We start from the raw sequence: 21,995 nt of genomic DNA, 5'->3' as shown, positions 1-21,995 counted from the left end.
CGATAAAAAAAGGCCCCATCCCGTAAGGGTTGCGGCCTTCAGCTTTTTGGCGGTTGTCGCGGAATGGAGTTGAGGACCGGGTTGCCGTCCTTGTTGCGGGTCAGGTAAACCGGCAACACCCTGGGCAGCGTCGGCACAAGGTTGTTGAGTTCCTTGATGTTGTAGATGCCGCCGAGGCGGATCGCGCCGGTGCTGTTGTCGGCGACCATCACAGGGTTGGTCAGGTAGCGATTGATCAAGGGCAGGGCTTCGGACAACGCCAGGTCATCGAGCACCAGTTTGCCGTGGCGCCAGGCCAGGGAAGTGTCATTGGCGTAGGTCTGGCTGATTTGCGGCGTGAAATCGCCGTGTTTGTAGCGCGCCTGCATCGAGGGCTCAAGACGCAAGCCATCGCCCGGCAGGTCATCGTTGCTGGTGACCAGTACCGAACCTTCGATCAGGTTCACGCGGACCTGATCCTCATACATCCAGACGTTGAATTGGGTCCCGGTGACCCGGATCCTGCCGTCCGCCGCCTTGACGACAAAGGGGTGAGTGGTGTCGTGGCTGACACTGAAAAAAGCTTCGCCCTTGTCCAGCGTGACCCGGCGCTGATCCTTGTAATTGCTGAAAGTCAGCTCGGTGCCAAGGTTCAGTTCGACCTGACTGCCATCGCTCAGGGTGACCTGGCGGATCGCATTGCTCGCCTCGAAATGCTGGTACGAATTGGGCAGCAACCCCAGGTTCCAGCCGCTGTAGGCCGCCAGTGGCAACGCCAGGGCGCATACGGCGGCGGCAATGCCGAAGGTGCGCCAAGGTGTTGCAGGCTTGGCGCGAGCGATGGGTACGACGGTCTCAAGACGCGGCAAATCTTCCGCAACCTCCCAGATCTCAAGCATCGCCTCGTATTCGAACGCATGCAGTGGATCGGCGTCGCGCCACTGTTCGAAGGCCTGCCGCTCCTGCTCGGTGCAGTCGGAGGCGTGCAGACGCATGCACCAGTGCGCGGCGGCATCGGTGATGGCGTCATAGTCGGCTTGCGAGAGCGGGTTGTCGGTCATTGACTCATCCTGATTTCCCGCATTCTAACCTTCAGGGGAAGTGACGAGAACAGGCGTCATGGCATTTACCAATCAAACAGGCGTTTATTTTCGCCGGTGGGCTGTGGGAAACAGCCTGCGCCGGGCGAGCCTTAATGCCAGTCAGTTAAGGAAATTGTAGGAGCGAGCTTGCTCCGGGCGGCGTTCCGACGATGGACTCAAGAGCGCCGCGTTTAGCCAGCAAACACGCGTTTTCGTTAAAGACCATCGCGAGCAAGCTCGCTCCTACATCTAGGGTTACCTCCGCTTAATTTCGGGATGCGCAGACTCATGGTCTGCGCAGTGTTCTCAGGCGTTTGAGGAAGACGCCAAGGCAACCGGATCCAGCTGTCGTCCCATTTCACCGATCAGAAACGCGATCGAATCGGCGTTGCGTAAAATGACTTTGATTCGGGTGCCGGGGTTCACGGGGTCGAGAAAAGCAGTCCTGGCCTCATCAATTGTCCGGGCTCCGGTCAAGCCAAGGATTGCGTCGCTGATATGTTCCATGCCATCAATCTGGTCCACGTCGACCCAACTATCCAGATCTCCGTCCCTTCGCGCGAACAGCTCATTTGCAGGGGTTGCCAGCGATAATGCCTCACGCTGAAATCTTAGCTGTCGGGATTTGATTTTTGCCCCGAATGCCGTGAGGGAACTGACGAGATCAGTGAAAGGCCGCCTTGCTTCAAGTGTTGCGATATCCACGCCCTCTGCATAGCTGTGCGCGAATTCGTGAATCAGGGTGGACGCCCGGGCGTGACCACCGATGTTAAACCTCTCGGTGACCCACGGTCGGTACTTTTCGAGCTGCTGGTCGAAAAAATCTTCGGTGAAATGCACGTTCCTGCGATTGTCTTCGTCCATCACGAACGCAATGATGCCGGACCAGGGATAACGGTTTCTACCGACAATAAAGCGGCTGGAATCGAGCAGATCATCGGTTGGATCCGCCAAGGCATTGCAGACGGGAAGAATGGCCTTTCTGAGTTCTTCCAAAAGGGCTTTGTCGACACTCTCGACGTCAAAAAAACGCCTCAAAAAGGTGTCCACTCGTGTACCGGGAGCCCCTTGGCCGAGTTGCACCAGGTTGTGCAGGCAGTTGGCCGCGTACTCGCGCGCGATATGAATGGATTCCTCAATCATCAGGGCGCGAAACGGATAAAGGCTGCGGATTTGCGGCATGCCCCGGGCTTCGATGTTGATCAGCTTGCCGGTCCGATGGTTGTATACATACTGATCGCGCAGGTTCGACAGGGTACTGCCGTAATGCACGGTGTGCACACCGGGGTCGAGGATCAATTGTTGAGAGGAAGTGCTCAGCAATGACGGGCCTGCCTCCTGGTTATTCTGAATCCGCCACACCGCGTCAGCTTTGGCAACGGGATAGACTTTCCCGGCGATCGGTGCGTAGCGCTTTTTACTCACTTCATCAAGATAAGTGCCGTTAGTGGCGTTCTTTTTCAGGTCTTTCAATGCCACGGTTGTCGATTCGAAGCGCTGTAGCGACGTGCGCGTCGGCTCGGTCGTCCGCATGTCCGACCATTGCGGGTTGACCACGGGCGTCGCAACAGGCTCTGCCTCGGAAGCGGCCTCCTCGGTCAGCGATGAAGCTTCCAGCGACAGTCTGCCCAGCGTCACCATTTGCGCACCGCCGGCGACGAAAGACCGCAAGGCGCGTTTCCAGTGGTGGTCCTGCAGTCCTTCGGCGGAGTCTTCGAAGTCTTTGAACGCTTGCCACAGAAACCGGCCGTAGGCGAGTTTACCTGGCAAGAGCCCGGAGACCACCTTGATGCCGGCGCTGAACAGCGACTTGACGGCCTCCCAATCCGTTTGGCGGGTGGACTCGTTCTGACTGCCGAGCATTCGCGACATCAGGCGGGTGTTGTCACTGAACAACCGCGCCAGGAGATTGCCGCCAATCGCGGTGTTCCCGAGGGTCATTTCACTGATCTGACCAACGCTGGACTTGAACAAGTTGCTGAAGGTCGCCCGTTCGTTGTCCGGCAAGCGTCGAAGGATCAAGTCTTGAAGCGCGCCGGGTGTGTTGATGGCCGCGACAAGGCTGGCCTCATCCGCGAATTCGCTGAACACCGCGCCACTGTGATAGGGCGCGTAGAGCACGTGCGATCCCTGTTTCCCGGCTCCCGGGCTAATCAGGTACAAGCCCGAAGCCTGAACGGCGACGGCACCGGCGGTCTTGATCAATTCAAGCGGCCTGACAATGGCGTGGGCGTCTGCCAGCGTGGCGCGGGCAATGGCGTCCGGCGAGTCCAATACTTGTTTGATCAAGTCGAATGCAGCGTCGGACAGGTGTTGTTGCAACTTCAGCGCATGAGCGTGTTGCAACAGTTGCCAAGGCAGTTGTTGAACGAATCGCAACTTCCGCGCGGCGGCGTCGGCGCCCGACAGGGCCTCGGTCACCTTGTTGCCAAAGTCCTGCTGAATGTTCAGCGACAGTAAAAGTTGTCTGACGGCGGCCTGGGTCAGACCCTCAGGCAGTGCGTTCGTGGTACTGGAAGCGACCTGGAATCCCGTGCCTTGCGCGATGCTTACATGGTTCAACGCGAAACGGGTCAGGCTTTGCGCCGGCCCGGCCAGTGTCAGATTGGGGGTGATCTCGATCGTCTCGGGGTCTATGGACGTTCCCGGGAATCGGGCGGTCAGCAACGCCTTGAGTTTTTCACGAGCGTAATCCTCGAGCGTTTGCAGGCCATGCAGGTAGTCTTTGTCGTCGATGACACTGTTGCGGTATTGCTCCAGCAATTCGATGTGCAGCTGCTGTTCTTCGACGGGCGCCATGCCCAGCCAGGCGGGCAGGGATTGCTGTTGGGCAATGGCCTTGGCGATCCAGCTGGCTCTACGCAAGTTGGTGTCGATGACCGTTTGCGTCAGTAGTTTCAACGCCTTGCCCAGTGGGCCAGCTTTCAGCTTCAGCGAGCGCACGTGCTCGCAACGCGCCAGAAACAGGTCGATGGCCGATTGCGCGAGGTGCTGCAACACATTGCCTTCGATCAATTGCAGTCGGTTGAGCGAGTAGCGCCTGTGGAATTTACGCTGGATCGGGGTCAGGTTCTCCAGCAGCACCAGGCGTTGGTCAAGGTCGAGCAGGCGCAGATTCAGCTGCTGGCGAGCAACGCCGACCGTCGCAAAAACTTCCAGCCCGGCCGCCGGCGTCCACAAAATCGCGCGCCCGGAATGCTGGACGTCGACCCCGCCACGTTCGGTCAACAACACGCAGTTGGCCAACGGCAAGACATTCGTTTCACCGGAACATTCGAGGACCAGCGAGTAGACGTCCGGGTAGAATCCCCTGACGGCCTGCCGTTTTTTGCGATCCGGCTGGTCCGGATTGAACACCTTGTCGACAATCTGCCAGTCCGCGTTTTTCAACGACCCGCTGAGTTCCCGCAGACTGGCTTCGCCCCGCAGGCCTACGGAAAAGGCGTGGGCAAACGTCGCTTTCTTATCTTCCAGATACACCCGCTGCAAGGCCTGAGTTGTGACCGGTTGTGCTGTAAATTCGCTGCGCAGGGGCAGTTCAACCGCGCTGAACGTTTTCACGTACCCTGCAGCGGTATCCGCCAGCACCATGGAAGGATGCTTGCCCGATAACACCGGCCGGGTACTCCAGCGACCTTTTACATCAATCGTCAGCAGCGATTCGTTGATCAGGGAGCGAATGTCCAGTGCCTTGTCGAAAAACGCATGGATGTCCACCGCGCCATCGCTGAAACGAAAGACCTGCAAGGTGTATTCGAGGTTTTGCTGTTGTTTGCTGACAATCGCTTCCAAGAGCGTCTTGAACACCGAACCGGTGATCACCGCGCCAGACACTTGTGGCTCATGGAAACTGATAAAGCGATCGCGTTCCTCCAGGCTCATCAGGTCATAGAGCTCATCGTCGTGACCGGCCTCTGTGGATTTTTGCACCAGCGTGTCTTTCAGGTCCTGATAATCGTTCAGGACCTGCAACCCTTGGGCGGGGGTGTAGAGAAAGGCATTGGCGCTGTCCTGGCTGATCATCAGCGAGCCGGCGAGCTCCACATAGTTGGGTTGATACTCCCAGAGGCGAACGGTTTCGAGGGTCAGTGCGGGGGAGCTCGCCGTCGATGGCGCTATGAGTGTGTGCAAGGCACTGCTCTGTTCCGGGGTGATGATCTCGGCCTCGCGCTTGAGCAGTAGCTCTGCCCGCGCCTTTTCGCGGATGGCCCGGGCGAAGAATGCCCGGCGTGTGGCGCCGTCGACGCTCGCCTCGTTCCAGAAGCTTTGCAGCTGTTCGCCGATTTGCCGCGCCAAGCTGTCGGCAGCAGTCTTGATCGCCGTTTCCCAGGTTTTCTGGTCGGTTGCCTGCGACGTTCGTTGCGGGTGAGAGAATTCCGGGCGCTGTCCCGCAGGCCAGCCTTTATGACGGTAATACGAGAGCAGCGCCTGGCTCAAGGACATGGAGTCGGTCCAGCGTCGGGCGCCAGGGTTTTTCGGGTCCGCAGCGCTGGCCGCGGTTTCAGCGTAAAAACCGACCCGGGTTTGACGCTGATCCAACGCTGGAAAAGCCGGTTTCAGCAATTCCTCCAGCACCGTATCGATCATCGCGGTGAGCGTCGGCAGCTTCTGTAATTCGTCAACCATGGCCTGGTCGTTGATGTGCTGGTTGATGTTGATGACGGCGCGCTGATCTTCGAACACGTCGCCCTCGATCGTCTCAAAGCTCACTTTGATATCGGTGGCCGCCGCCAGGGTTTTGCGCGCGGACAACGACAGGAAGGCCACTGAGTCGTCATCTTCACCGGCGTCGTCGAGTTGGCTTTTGACCAGATCGGACAAGGCTGTACGACTGTCGAATTTCTTTATCCCTCCGTACGGTGTGTAAAGGATCACCCCGTGGTCATCCGGTGTGGCGCTCAACAGGAAGCAGCCCGCGAGGGGGAAGGACAAATCGCCGATGCCGATCAGGATTTTCTCGGCGTGCATCGGTGGGGTCTGTTGGTTGCGCAAGGTATGACTGGCCAGTTCAAGATGCTTGAACCATTCGAAATCCTTGCGCGTCAGCCCATAGGTTTTGCCAAGGTCAGTCCAATGGCCGGGAGATTTCAGGGCCTGGGGAAAAAACAGGGGAACGGTGGGTGCAGACATTGTTGAATCTCATGCGGGGCGCGATCTAGAGCGCCGGAAAGTTGAGATTCGAGACTAAGAGCTGCTGGAACATCGAAGGTGGTAGATAGTTAACGCACGGTCTGCCGGTGCTTGTGCGCGCGGGTTTATCCGAAAGGTTGACAGGCCGCTGGTCGCGCGTGATTAATCAGCGGTCTTCATACGCTGTTGCCCCCTCCAATAATTAGTCTGGAGCTTCAGATGTCTGCGCCACACGATCATGCGTCTCCTGTTGTCTCGCATAACCTGTCCCTCGACGAGCTGACGGCATTGCTTGAGAAGATCTTCCTGCGCCATGGCACCTCTTCCGATGTCGCTCGGGTGCTGGCCGAAAACTGTGCCGGCGCCGAACGCGATGGTGCCCATAGCCATGGTGTGTTCCGTATTCCCGGTTACGTGTCGACGCTCAAGAGCGGCTGGGTCAATGGCCACGCCGTGCCGGTGGTCGAGGATGTGGCATCGGGGTTTGTCCGGGTCGATGCCGGCAATGGTTTCGCCCAGCCAGCTCTTGCGGCTGCACGCGCCTTGCTGGTTGAAAAGGCCCGCAGCGCCGGCATTGCGGTGCTGGCGATTCGTAACTCGCACCATTTCGCGGCGTTGTGGCCGGACGTCGAGCCCTTCGCCTATGAAGGGCTGGTGGCGCTCAGCGTGGTCAACAGCATGACCTGCGTGGTGCCGCACGGCGCCGACCGTCCGCTGTTCGGCACCAACCCGATTGCTTTTGCCGCACCCCGCGCCGACGGCGAGCCGATTGTTTTCGATTTGGCCACCAGCGCCATTGCCCATGGCGACGTGCAGATTGCCGCACGCAAGGGTGAGCGTTTGCCTCCGGGCATGGGGGTGGACGGCCTCGGCCAGCCGACCCAGGACCCGAAAGCGATTCTTGAAGGGGGCGCGTTGCTGCCGTTTGGCGGGCACAAGGGTTCGGCGTTGTCGATGATGGTGGAGCTGTTGGCGGCGGCGTTGACCGGCGGTAATTTCTCGTTCGAGTTCGATTGGAAAAACCACCCGGGGGCCAAGACACCGTGGACCGGCCAACTGTTGATCGTGATCGATCCGGGCAAGGCGGCCGGGCAGAGCTTTGCCGAGCGCAGCCAGGAGCTGGTGCGGCAGATGCACGGTGTGGGGCTCAAGCGGTTGCCGGGGGATCGACGCCACTATCAGCGGGCGAAATCGCAAGCCGGTGGCATCGTGCTGGATGCGCAGACACTGGCGAACTTGCAGGAACTGGCCGGGCTAAGTTAAACGCAAACAATGTGGGAGCGGGCTTGCTCGCGAAGGGGGTGTATCAGTCGCTATATGCGTTACCTGACACTCCGCCTTCGCGAGCAAGCCCGCTCCCACAGGGTCTACATTTCAGTTTTGAATTATCTTTTGTCACCGTTTAGCGTCGGCCCAGCAACAAACCAACGACCAAACCGAACCCGGCGGAGATGGCCACGGTTTGCCATGGATGCCCGCCGATGTAGGTTTCAGTGGCTTCGACCGCTGGCAGGGTCCGGTTACGAACGCTGATGACCGAGTCCCGTGCCTGTTGGAGTTTCTGGGCGATTTGTCCGCGAAGCGTGTCGGCTTCTTCACCGACCAGTGACGCACTGCTCTTGAGCAGTTTTTCCGACTCTTCGATCAGCGCCTGAAGTTCGCTGAAAGCCTGATCCTTGATTTGGTCTTCGGCGGCTTGTGCGGCGGTTTTCCGGGCCATTGGGTGACTCCTTGCAGGTGAATGGGCAGTGATCAATGGAGTCTGCCGCGACGGAAAAAGTTGCAGCGATTTTGCGCGCGGACGCCATCCTGTAGAAAAATCCAGCGCAGGACATTTCTTCCTACAGTGTAAGATGTCGCCTATTTACGCAGCAGGTAACTCCCCATGAGCTTCAATCTGGCCGACAGACCCCTTGCCGAGCGCGCGGCGCTTGAAGACGAGAAATCCCGTCTGTTCGAACTCTGGCAAAACAACCTGGGCAAAGCCAAAGGCGAAGCCGCGCGGTTGTTCGGCGAGCGCGCCAAGCGCAAAGGCAAATGGGCTGAATGGGTCCGTTCCGAACTCGACGGCATGTCGCCTCCGGAATTCGCGAACATGGTGCGCAGTGAAGTCAATCGGTTGATGGCGGCCAAATAAACCCCTGCCTGAAACTACCCGTGTAGGAGCTGCCGAAGGCTGCGATCTTTTGATCTTGTTTTCAAAAGGCAAAATCAAAAGATCGCAGCCTGCGGCAGCTCCTACGGGCTCGCAAAGATTGCAACAATCGCCTCACGCACTTTCAACACCACCGGATCGAGCTGAGTGCTGGTGCGCCAGCCCAGTTCGATCGGGTAACGCGGCAACGCCAAAGGGCAGGGCAGCAGCGCCAGGCCGCTGAGCGCAGCAATGCTTCGGGCGGCATGCGCCGGAATGGTCGCCACCGCCTGACTGCCCTTGAGCAGATGCGGCAACGCCGCGAAATGCGTGGTCGAAGCGCAGACCCGCCGGCTCAGCCCCAACGCCGCCAGCCCTTCGTCGGTGATCCCGATAAAGCCACCCGATGACACCAGAATATGTTCACGGGTGACGAACTCCTCAAGGTCGATGGTTTGCTGTCCCGCGGCCAGACTCGCCGGGTCAACCAGACACAGATAATCGCCTTCACCCAATACCTGACGACTGAGCAATCGTTCGGCAAACCCGCCGGCCGTGATTGCCAGATCAATGCTGCGCTCCATCAACGCCTGCGCGACGATCTGACTGTGAGTCTGGCGGAAGATCAGCCGCAGCTTCGGCGCGCAGCGGGCGATTTCCTCGATCAAGCGACGCCCGTAGGCGATTTCGAAATCATCTGACAAACCGACCGTGACCGAGCGGCCGTCGTAGTGATGGGCGGTCGGATCGACCATCGCCAGGCTCTGTCGGCATTTGTTCAGGGCGTCGCTGACCACCGGTTTCAGTTGATTGGCCTTGAGCGTCGGCGCCAGGCCTCGGCCAGTGCGTACAAACAATTGATCACCGTACACCTCGCGTAGCCGACGCAATGCCGCGCTGACCGCCGATTGCGTCACGCCCAGACGCAACGCCGCACGGCTGGCGCTGGACTCTTCATGCAAGGCTTCGAAGACTTTGAGCAGGTTGAGATCGACGGTGGCGATATTCATTTGATTCATATCATTCAGCAGCGGGAGGGGCTTTATTCATGATCCCGTGACGCCTGAGAATGAGCAACACCTGATGTGAACGGAGTGACCGCGATGCCCAAGTCAATCGTTGCTGCACTGCAAATCGGCGCCTTGCCCGGCGGCAAGGCTGAGACGCTGGAACAGATACTGTCTTACGAAAACGCCATTATCGAGTCCGGTGCTTCGCTGGTAGTCATGCCCGAAGCGTTGCTGGGCGGATACCCGAAAGGTGAGGGGTTTGGCACCCAACTGGGTTATCGACTGCCGGAAGGTCGTGAAGCCTTTGCCCGTTATTTCGCCAATGCCATCGATGTGCCCGGCGCGGAAACCGAAGCGTTGGCCGGGCTGGCGGCTCGCACCGGTGCGAACCTGGTGATCGGTGTCATCGAGCGCGCCGGCAGCACGTTGCATTGCACGGCCTTGTATTTCGATCCCCAGGCCGGTCTGGTGGCGAAGCACCGCAAACTGATGCCGACCGGCACCGAACGGCTGATCTGGGGCAAGGGCGATGGCTCGACATTGCCGGTGATCGACAGCCAGGTCGGGCGGATCGGCGCGGTGGTGTGCTGGGAAAACATGATGCCGCTGCTACGCACCGCGATGTACGCCAAAGGCGTTGAAGTGTGGTGCGCGCCCACGGTGGACGAGCGGGAGATGTGGCAGGTCAGCATGCGCCATATCGCCCATGAAGGCCGCTGCTTCGTGGTCAGTGCCTGTCAGGTTCAGGACTCCCCGCAAGCACTGGGTGTGGAGATCGCCAATTGGCCGGCGGACCGGCCGTTGATTGCGGGCGGCAGCGTGATTGTCGGGCCGATGGGCGATGTTCTGGCCGGGCCGCTGCGTGGCGTTGCCGGTTTACTGACCGCTGAAATCGACACCGACGACCTGATCCGCGCGCGTTACGACTTCGACGTCGTCGGCCATTACGCGCGCCCGGATGTGTTCGAATTGACCGTAGATGAGCGCGCCAAACCGGGCGTCCGCTTCAACACATAACGACTGTGGGAGCGGGCTTGCTCGCGAAAGCGGTGTGTCAGGCAACATCTATGTTGGATGTAAAATCGCCTTCGCGAGCAAGCCCGCTCCCACATATGATCTTCAGTGTTGCTGAAGCCATTCTTCGCGGGTGATTTCCCGGATTTCCCTGGGGAGTCGTCCGCCGACAAAACCACCTTCATCAGCGGACTACTTACCAAGTGCCGGTGATCGACCCCGGCAAGCTGAGTTTGCCACTGTCGGTGAATCGCATCGTGCCGAACAAGCCGCCCGCCAGTTTGCCGCGCAAGACATAAGGCAGGTTGTTCAGGGTTTGGGTCTGGCCCAGGCCCAATGTCTGGCGCAGCACCGAGAACGCCGACACGCTCACCGGCACGGTCAGCACGGTCTCGGAAAAGCGCGCAATCGAGCCCGACTGATCACTGACCCCGGAGGCGAGGGGCTGGCCGTTGACTGACAGGTCCAACGCCACGCCGTTGTAGTCGATCGCGGTTTCATTGGGATTCTGCACGCGGATTTTCACGGCGAAACGCACTTCCATGTCCTGACTCAGCAGCGGTTCGAAACCGACCACATTGATGTTCAGCGGATCGCGATTGGGCAGCAGGGCGCAGGCGCTCAGGGACAGCAGAAGGAGGGAAAGGACAACGGCGTGAATTCGGCGCATGGACTGGCTCTCTTGAAGAAAAGGCCGAACCACCGGTGGCTCGGCCTTGAGCCTGTCTAGCGGTTCAACTGTGCGACAACCGCTGGCGTGGCGGGTTCACCTTTGGCCGGAACATCCGGGTTTTCCATGACCTGGAGGATCGAGGCTTCCGGATCGAAATCGTCTTCTTCCAGCTCGATGAATTCTTCGGGCAGAAAGATATTCAGCACGATAGCGCACAACGCGCCGACGGTGATCGGCGATTCGAAGATGTTGTGCAGCGCTTTCGGCAACTCGCGCAGCACCTCCGGCACGGCCGCCACACCGAGGCCCATGCCGAGGGAAATCGCCACGATCAGCATGTTGCGCCGATGCAGGCCGGCTTCGGCGAGGATCTTGATCCCGGCCACCGCAACGGTGCCGAACATCACCAGTTCAGCGCCACCCAGCACCGGTTTCGGCATCAGTTGCAGCACTGCGCCGATCATCGGGAACAACCCCAACACGACCAGCAGACCGGAAATGAAAAACGCCACGTAGCGGCTGGCCACGCCGGTCAGTTGAATCACGCCGTTGTTCTGCGCGAAGGTCACCATCGGCATGCTGTTGAACACCGCCGCCATGGCCGAGTTGAGACCGTCGGCGAGCAGGCCGGACTTGATCCGGCGGATGTAGAGGGGGCCTTTGACCGGCTGCCGGGAAATCATCGAGTTGGCGGTCAGATCACCGGCGGCCTCCAGCGGCGACACCAGGAAAATCACCGCCACCGGCACGAACGCGACCCAGTCGAAGTTGAAACCGTACTTGAACGGCACCGGCACGCTCATCAGCGGTACGTCGGGCATGCTGCTGAAATCCACATGGCCAAGAAGCCAGGCGACGACATAACCGAGGGTCAGGCCGATCACGATCGCCCCGAGGCGCAGGAACGGCACGTCCACTCGGTTCAACACCACGATGGTGCCGAGCACCAGCGCGGCCAATGCCAGATGACTGGCCGCGCCGAGATCCGTCGCGCCGAAGCCGCCGGCGATGTCGGTCATGGCGACTTTGATCAGCGACAGCCCCATCAGCGTGATGATCGTCCCGGTCACCACCGGCGTGATCAGCATCCGCAGCTTGCCGATGAACTGGCTCAACACCACTTCAATGAACGCGGCGAAAAAACACACGCCAAAGATCGTCGAAAGAATTTCATCGGTGCCGCCGCCGCGAGCCTTGACCATGAAACCGGCGCTGAGGATCACGCTGATGAACGAAAAACTGGTGCCTTGCAGACACAGCAAACCGGAACCGATCGGACCGATTCGTCGTGCCTGGACGAAGGTGCCCAGGCCCGAGACGAACAGCGCCATGCTGATCAGATAAGGTATTTCGCTTTGCAGACCGAGGGCACTGCCCATGATCAGGGTCGGGGTGATGATGCCGACGAAACTGGCGAGTACGTGTTGCAGGGCAGCGAACACCGTGGCGGTCAAATGCGGGCGGTCGTCGAGGCCGTAGATCAGGTCGCTGTGGCGCGGGGCAGGGGCTTTTTCAGAGGCGGTCATGGTGGTTTTCGTGCCGAAAGGCGGGCCGGGTCAGAAAATGGAGGCGCAGGATGCCAGAAAATCTGTCGATGTCCACAAATCCCTTGTGGGAGCGGGCTTGCTCGCGAAGGCGGTGTGTCAATTGAAACGGTTGGTGACTGACACACCGCCTTCGCGAGCAAGCCCGCTCCCACAGGGACTGCGGTGTTCTTCAGGCGAACGCGGCGAGCAGGTCTTCTTCAAAGGCTTTCTGCGCATCCCCCGGCACTTGCGCACGGTGGCGGGCCAGGTGAAATGCCACGTCAAAACTCATGTCGGCGCGACGCACCGCCCTGAGCAACCCTTTGTCCTCCCAACTGCGGGCAAAGTGGCTGGGCAGATAACCCACATGCTTACCGGACAGAATGAAGGCGAGGGTGCCTTCGACCTGTTCCGAACGCGCCGAGCACTGCTTCCCTTGAAACGGCTCATCGCTGCGCAGGAAGCGGTAAGGGTGATCCACCCGGTCGCAGGCCTGCAATGCTTGATCGTCCGGTGCCTCATTGGTGAACAGCGGATGGCCGGGGGCGCAATACAAGTGTTGGGTTTCGCTGAACAGTTCGCGGTAGTCAAACGCGCTCTGCACCTGTGAGAAATAGCCGATCGCCAGGTCCAGCCGTTGTTGCAGCAGCAAGCGCTCCATTTCACCGGGCATGGCGCTGATCAACTCGATGCGCACCGACTCATCGCGCTCACGAAAGCGGCGGATCGCTTCGGCCACCCGTTGCAGCACCGATTGATCCACGGCTTCGGACAGCCCCAGGCGCACTTCGCCGATCAGGCGGCCGGCCACACCGTTGGATTGATGACGAAACGCTTCGATGGATTCGAACAGTCCGCGCGTCGCGATCAGCAGTTGTTCGCCTTTGGGGGTGACGCGGAATCCGCCCATACCGCGACTGCACAGCCGATAGCCGAGCCGGGTTTCCAGCCTGGCCATTTGCTGGCTGATGCTCGATTGACTCAGGCCCAACTCACCCTGAGCCGCGCTGAAACCGCCGCATTCCACCACGCTGACGAACAGACGCAGTAATTGCAGATCGACATCGTGAAGCTGGCCGAGCATCAAACATTACTCCGCAATAAAGTCAGGGTAACTGACTTGGTATTTTTCCAATGTATCCGACGACGCATGCTGCAGCCACTTCCTCTGGTCAGGTGTTCGTCATGGCTCCTCTCTTCAAGCTGTGTTTACCCGCGCTGTTCCTTGCCGTATCCGTGTCGGCCCACGCCGAGGAAAACGTCGTCAATCTCTACAGTTGGGCCGATTACGTCGCGCCGGAAACCTTGCAGCGCTTCGAGCAGGAAACCGGCATTCACGTGCGCTACGACACGTTCGACTCCTCGGAAGTCCTGGAAACCAAGCTGCTCACTGGCGGCAGTGGTTATGACGTGGTGGTGCCGTCGTCCAGCGTTCTGGCGCGCGGGTTGGCGGCGGGAGCGCTGAAGGCGATTCCCCACGACGGCCTCAAGGGTTACGCCAACCTCGATCCGGACTTGCTGGAAAAACTCGCCGCGGTCGATCCCGGCAACCGCTACGGCGTGCCCTATACCTGGGGCACTTTGGGTCTTGGGATGAATGTCGAAGCGGTGAAAAAGCGTTTGCCGAATGTGCCGCTCAACAGCCTCGATCTGCTGTTCAAACCCGAATACGCCAGCCGGTTGAAAGACTGCGGCATTGCCATTCTCGATTCGCCCCAAGAGGTGATCGGCCTGACGCTGCACTATCTGGGTAAAGATCCCTACAGCAGCGACAAGTCTGATCTGTCAGCCGCCGAGGCGCTGTTGCATCAGCTTCAGCCGAATGTGCTGTACGTCGCCACCGGGCGGCAGATCAGCGATCTGGCCAATGGCAGCGTTTGCCTGGCGTTGACCTACAACGGTGACGCCAGCATGGCCGCCGATCAGGCGCGCAAGGCCAACAAACCCTACGAAGTGGCGTACCGGATTCCGAAGGAGGGCACGCTGGTCTGGCAGGACAACCTGGCAATTCCCAAGGACGCGCCGCACCCGGAAGCCGCGCGCGCCTTCATCGAGTTCATGTTGCGCCCCGAGTCCGTCGCGGCGCTGACCAACACGCTGTTCTTCGCCACGGCCAACCAGGCCGCCACACCGCTGGTGGATGAGGCGGTGCGCACCGATCCGGACATTTACCCCCTCGCCGATGTGCGCGAACGGCTGTACGCCGACCGCAGCATGAGCCTCAAGGACATGCGTCAGCGCACCCGCTTGTGGACCGCTTTTCGTAGCCGCCAATAAACCAATAACAAGGAGCACCTGATGGACGTCCCTGTGCAAAACGATCAGGCCATGACCCGCGACAGCCTCTACGGAACTGCCGCCGAAAGCACCTACGCCGGCATCACCAGTTTCATGCGTCGTCGCTACAGCCGCGACTTGCGCGGTGTCGATGTGGCCGTCAGCGGTGTGCCGTTCGACACCGCCACCAGCAACCGTTCCGGCGCGCGTTTCGGACCGCGCGGCATTCGTGCAGCGTCCACCGGGATTGCCTGGGAACGCCACTGGCCGTGGGCGTTCGATCCGTTCGATCACCTCGCCGTGATTGATTACGGCGACTGCGACTTTGATTACGGCTCGCCGCAGTCGGTGCCGGAAAGCATTGAAGCCCACGCCGAGCACATTCTGAATGCCGGTTGCGCGATGCTGACGTTCGGCGGCGATCACTTCATCAGTTATCCGCTGCTCAAGGCCCACGCCCGTAAACACGGGGCGCTGTCGCTGATCCACTTCGACGCGCACAGCGACACCTGGCCGGACGAAGAGGGCAAGCGCGTCGATCACGGCACCATGTTCTGGCATGCGGCCAAGGAAGGCTTGGTGGACCCGTCGCGTTCGGTGCAGATTGGTTTGCGCACCACCAACGACGATCATCAGGGCTTTCAGGTGTTGGATGCGCGGCAAGTGCATCGTCGTGGGGTGGATGCGATTGTCGAAGCGATTCGGGCGCGGGTCGGGGACAACCCGGTGTACCTGACGTTCGACATCGACTGTCTCGACCCGGCCTTCGCCCCCGGCACGGGAACGCCGGTGTGCGGCGGTTTGAGCACGGTGCAGGCGCTGGAAATCCTTGGCGGGTTGCGCGGGATCAATCTGGTGGGGATGGACGTGGTGGAAGTGGCGCCGGCCTACGACAATGCGGACATTACCTCACTGGCGGCGGCGACGTTGGCGATGGAGATGCTGTGTTTGTATGCGGCCAAGCATAAGGTCGACAAGTAAAACATCGGACACTGTGGGAGCGGGCTTGCTCGCGAATGCGGTGTGTCAGTTTGCCTAAATATTGGCTGACCCACCGCCTTCGCGAGCAAGCCCGCTCCCACAATTAGATCTGTGTCAGGCCACCGGGATTATTGGCAGATCCAGGGTTTCACCCCCGCTAAACCGTGCAAAAGACCCGGCAATGGACTCATGGGGCACACCCTTCGCCACTTCGCTGATGCCATCCAGTCGCGACAACTGATCGGCACTCAACTGCACATTCAGCGCCCCCAACGTCGCATCCAGCTGCTCACGCGTGCGTGAACCCAGGATCGGGATCAGTGCCGTCGTCGATTGCCTGGCTTTTTCTCGCAGCCAGGCAATGGCCACGTGCGTCGGGCTGGCGCCCAGTTCCGTCGCGACGGCGAGCAAGGCGTCGAGCAGGGCGGTTTCGCGGGCACTTTTCTCGGCGTGGACCAGCATGCCCAATTTAGCGGCGCGGTTGTTCTCGTCGCTGGAGCGGTATTTGCCGGTCAGGAACCCGCCACCCAGCGGCGACCATAGGGTCGCGGCCAGCCCCAACGCTTCTGCCATGGGCAGTTGTTCCCGTTCGGCGGTGCGTTCAGCGAGGCTGTACTCGACCTGAATGCCGGCAATCGGCGCAAAACCGCGAACTTCGGCCAGCAGGTCGGCCCGGGCGATGCGCCACGCCGGGAAGTTCGACAGTCCGGCGTAATGAATCTTGCCGGCGCGCACCAGATCATCGAAACCCCGCAGGATCTCTTCCATGGGCGTGACACCGTCGCTCATGTGCGCCCAGAAGAGGTCGATGTGATCGGTCTTGAGCCGTGTCAGGCTTTCTTCCACGGCGCGAACCATGTTCTTGCGGTTGTTGCCGGTGTGGGAAATCCCCGCAGCGGGCGTAGTCCCCAAGGTGTATTTGGTGGCGATCACCAGGCGATCGCGCTCGGGGGCGATGAATTCGCTGAGCATGCCTTCCGACTGGCCACCCTGATAGCCGTTGGCGGTGTCGATGAAATTACCGCCGGCCTCCAGGTAGCCGTCAAAAATGCGTTTGGCTTCATCGCGCTCGGCGCCATGGCCCCAACCCGTACCAAAGTTGCCGGCGCCCAGCGCCAGTTCCGAGACACGCAAGCCGGTTTTTCGGCCGAACACTTTGTAATGCATGGGATGACTCCTGAAGGAAAGAGGCGGCGACTCAATATAAATGTCGCGTGACATGTATTAAAGATGATGCCAGTCATATATTTCGTCAAGATCCTTTTTCATGCGTGGCAAAAGGGCCGACCACCGGCGTCTGAACGAACAGGGCAAGATCGCTCGACTGGACATTTCACAATAGAGGCCGCGTGGCGATGGCATACTGCCGCGCATGAATATCGACTCCCCGTTAAGCGCCTGGCAACACGCCATCGAACAGAAGGGCTTCGTTCAGGACGAGGCCCAGGAGCATGCTGTCTGGGCGCTGCAAAAATGCTACGAAGCATTGCACGAAGGCCGCACGCCGGTGACGGGCGTTTACCTGTGGGGCCCGGTCGGGCGGGGCAAGACCTGGTTGATGGACCAGTTCTACCAAAGCCTTCAGGTTCCGGCTCGACGTCAGCACTTTCATCATTTCATGGGTTGGGTGCATCGGCGCTCGTTTCAGCTGACCGGTACCGCCGACCCGCTGAAAGCGCTGGCCCGGGAATTGAGCGAAGAAGTGCGCGTGCTGTGCTTCGACGAGCTGTTCGTCAACGATATCGGTGACGCGATCATTCTCGGGCGCTTGTTTCAAGTGATGTTCGACCAAGGCGTCGTGGTGGTCTGCACCTCCAATCAACCGCCGGACCTGCTGTACGCCGATGGCTTCAACCGCGACCGCTTCGTGCCGGCCATCGAGGCGATCAAGCGGCACATGCAGGTGATTGCGGTGGATGGCGGCGAAGATCATCGCCTGCATCCCGGCGCCGGTTTGCAACGCTATTGGGTCGCCGCACCTGGCCAGCCCGGCGCGCTGGGTGATGTGTTCAAGGCGTTGACCGCCGGCCAGTCGGTTTCCCGTGAACCGATCAAGGTCGGCTACCGTTCGCTGAATGTGGTGCAGGCTAGCGAAACCGTGCTGTGGAGCCGTTACGCCGACCTCTGCGAGCAACCTTTTGCCGCCATGGATTTCATCGCCCTGTGTGACACCTACAAGGCTATTCTGTTGAGTGACGTGCCCAGCCTCAGCGCGCAAAAGCGCGAAGGGCGCATTGCCCGTGGCACCGAAGACGGTGTCGAGCGGGTGGTGGCGGGCGATCGCGAATTGCCGCAATTGTCGGTGCATGACGACGGTGTGCGGCGTTTCATCGCGTTGGTGGACGAATGCTACGACCGCAAAGTGCCGTTGTACCTTGAGGCGCAGGTGCCGATGGAATCGCTCTACACCGAAGGTTATCTGGAATTCCCGTTCCGCCGCACCCTCAGCCGATTACAGGAAATGCAGCTGCAACGTTTCGCCGACGCTTGAACCCAAGGAACCGCGAACATGAATCAGCCCTTGTCCCATCATTTGCTGACCATGGCCTATCAGAACGCCTGGGCCAATCATCGACTGGCCAAGGCCTGGGGGCAGTTGAGCCCCGAGGACCTGGCGGCACCACGGGTCAGTTTCTTCCCCAGCCTGCGCGCGACCCTCAATCACATCCTGACCTGCGACTGGTTTTACGTGGATGCGCTGGAGCGGGAGTTGCGCGGCGATGCGCCGCATCCCGAGTGCTCTGTGTTTTTCAACGAAGACGAACCGTTCACCGACGCCATGGACCTCAAGCGCGAACAGGCCCAGGTGGATCGCCGGTTGATCGCTTACTGCGAGCAACTGCGTGACCCGGACCTGGGCAAAATCGTGACCATCGCCCGGGACACGCCGCAACATGACAGTCGGTTGCGCATGCTGTCGCACCTGTTAGAGCACCAGATTCATCACCGCGGGCAGGTTCACGCGATGCTCAGCGGTACGTCGATCGCGCCGCCACAACTGGACGAGTTTTTCTGTGCCGGCGAGTCGGGCCTGCGGGCTGCGGATTTCGCCGAACTGGGATGGACCGAAGCGCTGATCTGGGGTCATTAAAAATCAAAAGATCGCAGCCTTCGGCAGCTCCTACATTTGGAAATGTAAACCCGTGTAGGAGCTGCCGAAGGCTGCGATCTTTTGATCTTCGACTTGATCTCACATTGCGTCATCCCAAGCGCTCGCGATAGTGTCGCTCTGTGCTTTTTCATGTGTGATCGAGGATGGAAATGGAATCCGCAGTAATTCTTGTGCTTCAGGCCAGCTACACCAACCCGGTGCATGCCGAGGCTATGCGCCTTGTGTTGAATCACTACGCAGAAGACCCGATGGGCGGCGGTCATTCCTTGCCCGCCGAGGTGCTGGAGCACCTGCCGGGGGAACTGGCCAAGCGTCCCCATGCATTCAGTGTGCTGGCTTTCGTCGGTGGCGAACCGGCAGGGCTGGTCAATTGCTTTGAAGGCTTTTCGACGTTTGCCTGTCGCCCGCTGGTCAACGTGCATGACGTTGTGGTGATGGAACAGTTTCGCGGGTTGGGCCTGAGCCAGAAGATGCTGCAAAAGGTCGAGGAAATCGCCCGCCAGCGCGGCTGCTGCAAAATCACCCTGGAAGTGCTGGAAGGCAATGCCGTGGCTCAGTCGTCCTACGCTAAATTCGGTTTTAGCGCAGGCATGTTCGATCCGGCGTACGGCCGGATGTTGTTTTGGACCAAAGCGCTGTAGGGGGCGGCAGACAAAACTGTAGGAGCGAGCTTGCTCGCGATGGACGTTAACGAAGACGCGTGTCTACAGAATTAACGCGGTGTTCTGAAGTCCATCGCGAGCAAGCTCGCTCCTGCAAGGGGTGTATTAGCATCAGTCCATCAACGCTTGTAAGTCTCCGTCACCTGCGCCGTCTGATCATCCGGAACCCGGACCTCGGCGGTTTGCTGACTCTGATTCTCCTGGTGGTTGAATCGCAGGCTCTCGTAGTAATAGCGCATGCGCTCCGCGCCCCCTTCGGCAAATGCGCTGACCGAAACGAACGTCATCAGGCCGGCAACGATCAAGGGTGTACGTTTCATGGTTCGCCTCCCACATCGGATATCGGGTACCTTCTGCCATAAAAGCAATGTCGCTTTAATATTATGGGCCGATTTCGTTAGATGGGAATTAACCGCGCCCGAGACTTTCCATACGGGCGTATGAGCAAGAAAAAGGGGCCTGAAACGGCCCCTGAAAGATTTACTTCTGAACGACGTGAACAGGATCCGGTTTCACCTTGGGTTTGATCAGGCTGAAGTCGATCAACGCCTTCTGCTCGCGCTCATACGGATTGCCGATCATCAGTGGGCGCGGTTTGAAACTGTCGCTGACCAGGCTCTTGCTGCGATCGAGCTCATCGAAACTCAGGCCCGCCAGATCGGCCCAGGTATGGATCAGGTGCGAACTGCTGTATGGCCGCCCCAGATCCTCGGCGAAGCTCCAGTCATGGCTTTCGCGCCACTTCGGTGAGGCCCAGGCCATGAACGGAATGGTGTACATCGGCGCCGTCGGCTTGGCTTCGTTGCGACCGAGCGTGTTATGGCCCGCCGAATCGAAAACGTCTTCGCCGTGGTCGGAGAGGTACAGCAGGAATCCGTTCGGATCGGTCTTGGCGTAGTCCTTGATCAGGCTCGAGACCACGAAGTCGTTGTACAGCACCGCGTTGTCATAGCTGTTGTAGGTCGGCAGCTGATCGTCACGCACGCCGGCGGGAACGCCGTTGCGGTCCTTGAACTTGTCGAAGCTCGATGGATAGCGGTACTGGTAGCTCATGTGCGTACCGAGCAAGTGCACGACGATCAACTTGCGCGGCGCCGCGTCGGCCAGGGCCTTGTTGAACGGTTCGATCACATCGCCATCGTACTGGGCGGCGTTCTGGTTGCGGTTGTTGTTCAGGTACACCTGCTCGTCGGCCTGCTCGGAGAAAGTCGTGAGCATGGTGTTGCGCTTGGTCATGGTCTGCTGGTTGGTGATCCAGAAGGTTTTGTACCCGGCCTGTTTCATCATGCTGACCAGCGACGGCGTCGACAGGTACAGGTCAGGGTTTTCTTCGTCGGCAAAGGTCAGCACCTGCTGCAGCGCCTCGATGGTGTAGGGGCGTGGGGTGATGACGTTATCGAAGACCGCCAGTTGATCCTTGAGCTTGTCCAGTTCCGGCGTGGTTTCACGGGGGTAACCGTAGAGGCTCATGCGCTGACGGTTGGTGGATTCACCGATCACCAGCACCAGGGTCGCCGGTTGGTTGGCCATGGCATCCTTGAGGTTGTGCAGCGGAGGGATCTTGCTCGCACTGTCGAGCATGTCCTGCATGCCGGCAAGGGTGTCGAGGTAACGGTGATAGGCCACCGCCATCTGCCACGGCACCGCCGGTTCGATGCGGGTTTCGAAATTTTCGAAACCGCCGGCGAGGCTGCCGGTGCGGGCGGTCTGTTTGATCATCGGATACCCGACCACGGCCACCAGAATGGCCGTCGCCGCCACCAGCGCGCGACCGCGGGGCAGGTACACCGGGCGCAACCGCGTCCACAGGAAATACGCGAACAGGGTGTGAGCAATGAACGCAGCCACCATCCACCAGGCGAAATACTGGGTCATGTATTCGCCCGCTTCAGAGATGTTCGATTCGAACATGATGAAGATGACGCTTTGGGAAAATTCCTGCTGATAGATAAAGAAGTAACCCAGGCTGGCCATTGAGCAGGCCCACAGCACCACGCCGATCAGCGCGGCCAACACACGGGTTTGTCGGGGGAACAGCAGCATCGGCGCCAGCCAGATGGCGCTCATCACGAAGGCCTGGCGGAACCCGGTGAACCCGGAGGTGCCCGTCAACTGGATCAGCAGTTGGGTGATGCCGGAAAAATACCAGAAGAACACGAACAGCCAGAGAAACCCTGCCCAATCGAAACCTTTCGCAGACGAACTGCTGCTGCGTTCAAACAAAGCCATTTAGCGCTCCAGCCAGAATCACTTTCCACCGCCGGGACTGGAAAGTCGCCGACGAACGGCGCCGCGCGGATACCGGGCGGCCATATCGGGCCGGAGTATCAACAAGGGGGTGTGAAAGTTTTGTGAGCTGCGAGTGCTGGCGAATCGGGATGGCGTATCGGAAACAGCGCGGGGCTGCTTCCGATT

At 59.8% G+C, this 21,995-nt stretch carries 18 protein-coding genes; 8 read left to right on the top strand and 10 right to left on the bottom strand.

Going from position 1 to position 21,995, the window contains the following annotated elements; translation table 11 throughout:
* Positions 1-38: 38 nt before the first annotated feature.
* Both ACA073_RS14910 and ACA073_RS14905 read right to left on the bottom strand, forming a co-directional pair.
* The gene (locus ACA073_RS14910) at positions 39-1,040 is read right to left on the bottom strand and encodes a FecR family protein (protein WP_497397265.1); all 1,002 of its coding nucleotides are present in this window, start codon (positions 1,038-1,040) and stop codon (positions 39-41) included.
* A 327-nt stretch (positions 1,041-1,367) separates the two neighbouring features.
* On the bottom strand, positions 1,368-6,191 hold the full coding sequence (locus ACA073_RS14905) for a dermonecrotic toxin domain-containing protein (protein WP_497397263.1): 4,824 nt from the start codon (positions 6,189-6,191) through the stop codon (positions 1,368-1,370).
* Between the two features lie 219 nt (positions 6,192-6,410).
* Here ACA073_RS14905 and ACA073_RS14900 point away from each other — a divergent pair, with 219 nt between their 5' ends.
* Positions 6,411-7,454 (top strand): Ldh family oxidoreductase, encoded by a 1,044-nt coding sequence (locus ACA073_RS14900; RefSeq protein WP_497397261.1) that lies wholly within the window; start codon positions 6,411-6,413, stop codon positions 7,452-7,454.
* A gap of 139 nt (positions 7,455-7,593) precedes the next feature.
* On the opposite strand, the gene ACA073_RS14895 is transcribed toward ACA073_RS14900, so the two are convergent.
* On the bottom strand, positions 7,594-7,911 hold the full coding sequence (locus tag ACA073_RS14895; protein WP_497397259.1) for an ElaB/YgaM/YqjD family protein: 318 nt from the start codon (positions 7,909-7,911) through the stop codon (positions 7,594-7,596).
* A gap of 165 nt (positions 7,912-8,076) precedes the next feature.
* Here ACA073_RS14895 and ACA073_RS14890 point away from each other — a divergent pair, with 165 nt between their 5' ends.
* A complete protein-coding gene (locus ACA073_RS14890; protein ID WP_497397257.1) occupies positions 8,077-8,328 on the top strand; it encodes a hypothetical protein in 252 nt (83 codons plus the stop codon).
* A gap of 101 nt (positions 8,329-8,429) precedes the next feature.
* On the opposite strand, the gene ACA073_RS14885 is transcribed toward ACA073_RS14890, so the two are convergent.
* Positions 8,430-9,344 (bottom strand): LysR family transcriptional regulator, encoded by a 915-nt coding sequence (locus tag ACA073_RS14885; protein WP_497397255.1) that lies wholly within the window; start codon positions 9,342-9,344, stop codon positions 8,430-8,432.
* An 84-nt stretch (positions 9,345-9,428) separates the two neighbouring features.
* On the opposite strand from ACA073_RS14885, the gene ACA073_RS14880 reads away from it, so the two are divergent.
* Positions 9,429-10,352: a carbon-nitrogen hydrolase family protein gene (locus tag ACA073_RS14880; RefSeq protein ID WP_497397253.1), complete on the top strand. Its 924-nt coding sequence runs from the start codon at positions 9,429-9,431 to the stop codon at positions 10,350-10,352.
* A 193-nt stretch (positions 10,353-10,545) separates the two neighbouring features.
* Here ACA073_RS14880 and ACA073_RS14875 read toward each other — a convergent pair whose 3' ends face one another.
* From ACA073_RS14875 to ACA073_RS14865, 3 genes are all read right to left on the bottom strand, one after another.
* The gene (locus ACA073_RS14875) at positions 10,546-11,019 is read right to left on the bottom strand and encodes an LEA/WHy family protein (RefSeq protein WP_497397251.1); all 474 of its coding nucleotides are present in this window, start codon (positions 11,017-11,019) and stop codon (positions 10,546-10,548) included.
* Positions 11,020-11,075: 56 nt separating this feature from the next.
* On the bottom strand, positions 11,076-12,548 hold the full coding sequence (locus ACA073_RS14870) for a nucleobase:cation symporter-2 family protein (protein ID WP_497397249.1): 1,473 nt from the start codon (positions 12,546-12,548) through the stop codon (positions 11,076-11,078).
* 190 nt (positions 12,549-12,738) lie between these two features.
* The gene (locus tag ACA073_RS14865) at positions 12,739-13,632 is read right to left on the bottom strand and encodes a LysR family transcriptional regulator (RefSeq protein ID WP_497397247.1); all 894 of its coding nucleotides are present in this window, start codon (positions 13,630-13,632) and stop codon (positions 12,739-12,741) included.
* Positions 13,633-13,733: 101 nt separating this feature from the next.
* Between ACA073_RS14865 and ACA073_RS14860 the strand changes: the two genes are divergently transcribed.
* Entirely contained in the window at positions 13,734-14,825 is a 1,092-nt protein-coding gene (locus tag ACA073_RS14860; RefSeq protein WP_497397245.1) for a polyamine ABC transporter substrate-binding protein, read from the top strand.
* Positions 14,826-14,846: 21 nt separating this feature from the next.
* Entirely contained in the window at positions 14,847-15,806 is a 960-nt protein-coding gene (gene speB, locus ACA073_RS14855; RefSeq protein ID WP_497397243.1) for an agmatinase, read from the top strand.
* 114 nt (positions 15,807-15,920) lie between these two features.
* On the opposite strand, the gene ACA073_RS14850 is transcribed toward speB, so the two are convergent.
* Complete coding sequence (locus tag ACA073_RS14850; protein WP_497397241.1) at positions 15,921-16,973, bottom strand: aldo/keto reductase; 1,053 nt, start codon at positions 16,971-16,973, stop codon at positions 15,921-15,923.
* Between the two features lie 205 nt (positions 16,974-17,178).
* On the opposite strand from ACA073_RS14850, the gene zapE reads away from it, so the two are divergent.
* From zapE to ACA073_RS14835, 3 genes are all read left to right on the top strand, one after another.
* On the top strand, positions 17,179-18,297 hold the full coding sequence (zapE, locus tag ACA073_RS14845; RefSeq protein ID WP_497397239.1) for a cell division protein ZapE: 1,119 nt from the start codon (positions 17,179-17,181) through the stop codon (positions 18,295-18,297).
* Positions 18,298-18,315: 18 nt separating this feature from the next.
* Positions 18,316-18,897: a DinB family protein gene (locus ACA073_RS14840; protein WP_497397237.1), complete on the top strand. Its 582-nt coding sequence runs from the start codon at positions 18,316-18,318 to the stop codon at positions 18,895-18,897.
* 170 nt (positions 18,898-19,067) lie between these two features.
* Positions 19,068-19,559, top strand: coding sequence for a GNAT family N-acetyltransferase (locus tag ACA073_RS14835; RefSeq protein ID WP_497397235.1), 492 nt, complete (start codon positions 19,068-19,070; stop codon positions 19,557-19,559).
* 140 nt (positions 19,560-19,699) lie between these two features.
* On the opposite strand, the gene ACA073_RS14830 is transcribed toward ACA073_RS14835, so the two are convergent.
* Complete coding sequence (locus tag ACA073_RS14830; RefSeq protein WP_497397233.1) at positions 19,700-19,900, bottom strand: hypothetical protein; 201 nt, start codon at positions 19,898-19,900, stop codon at positions 19,700-19,702.
* A 160-nt stretch (positions 19,901-20,060) separates the two neighbouring features.
* Positions 20,061-21,809 (bottom strand): phosphoethanolamine transferase CptA, encoded by a 1,749-nt coding sequence (locus ACA073_RS14825; RefSeq protein WP_497397231.1) that lies wholly within the window; start codon positions 21,807-21,809, stop codon positions 20,061-20,063.
* Positions 21,810-21,995 lie beyond the last annotated feature (186 nt).

It is taken from the genome of Pseudomonas sp. LBUM1670 (assembly GCF_059695695.1).
Note: the sequence above shows the minus strand (reverse complement) of the source record. Positions and strands in the feature narration are given on the sequence as shown.